Annotated in this window: 2 pseudogenes; both read right to left on the minus strand. The window is 43.9% G+C overall.

From position 1 onward, the window contains the following. A pseudogene (locus tag R7M72_RS26135) lies at positions 1-158 on the minus strand (aquaporin); the annotation flags it as partial. A gap of 206 nt (positions 159-364) precedes the next feature. After that, positions 365-1,019: pseudogene (locus tag R7M72_RS26140) on the minus strand (hypothetical protein); the annotation flags it as partial.

The following is a 1,019-nucleotide window of genomic DNA, read 5'->3' on the forward strand; positions in this document are numbered from 1 at the left end:
ATTGCAAATGCCATGGTTAAAACGGTTAAACCAAAGGCCAGAGCGACACCCAGCAGACCAATACCAACATCTGGAAAACCTGCAGCCAACACTGCGCTGCCGCAGCCGCCCAATACTAGCCAGAACGTACCAAAAGCCTCAGCCAAATACTTGTTCATGTTATTTCCTAATTTCTAATTAAATGACCCGCTGAACATAGTCGAGAATTGTCAATAAAGTGTGAGGGAGATCGCGTAAAAACTGCAAATAGGACGGTATGTGGCAAGAGTTCTCAAGGATGAGATAAAAGCAGGGAGAAGAGAGGCTGAATCTTCAGTTTGCCTTGGCCATCACTACCTGAGTAACAGCCAAGGCAACGTAGGTTTTAACTAAATGCGACGAAAGGCGATACGCACAACAAAATACCAGTAGCAATAATCAAGTAAAGCGACGCGCCTTTGTATTTGTGTAAAGAAGGCACTTGATAGACAAGGTAAGCTGGAATCAAACAGCCAATCAAACCAAAGATAGGGCTACATACTGATGTAAAGCTCAGGACTGGTAGATTCAATACAATTGCACCCCACGCCATGAGAATCGCAAAGAGAATGATTCCTTTGGTGACCAAGTCTTTATTGATCTTCTCTTCAGGCATGACCTTTTTTAGAGCCAGCATCGCTAGACCTTGGCAAGAATCGCGGAAACCCAAGTACACACCAAAAAACGCAGTCATTACTGAGAAAATATTCAGCATTAAACTCATTAGTTTTAGCGTCGTGCCGTCCATACCTTGCGCAACCATCGCAAGAGCAGAGATGTTCTCTTCTGCTGCTTTAACCGCTTGTTCATGTGACATCGCAAGCGTAAAGGAAATCGCGTAGAAGAAGACCGTCACAAACAAGATACCGAAAGCAATTTTCATTGCGCGCATGGCTTTAAAGCGAGCAACCTCAATCGATTTTTCTTTTGATCGGTATGAGATCACCATTGGGCTCAAGCTTTGAATAAAGAGAATAGACGTTAGAGTAAACGGCAGTAGC

The sequence above is a fragment of the Vibrio sp. YT-18 genome, assembly GCF_033337345.1.
Lineage (GTDB): Bacteria > Pseudomonadota > Gammaproteobacteria > Enterobacterales > Vibrionaceae > Vibrio > Vibrio alginolyticus.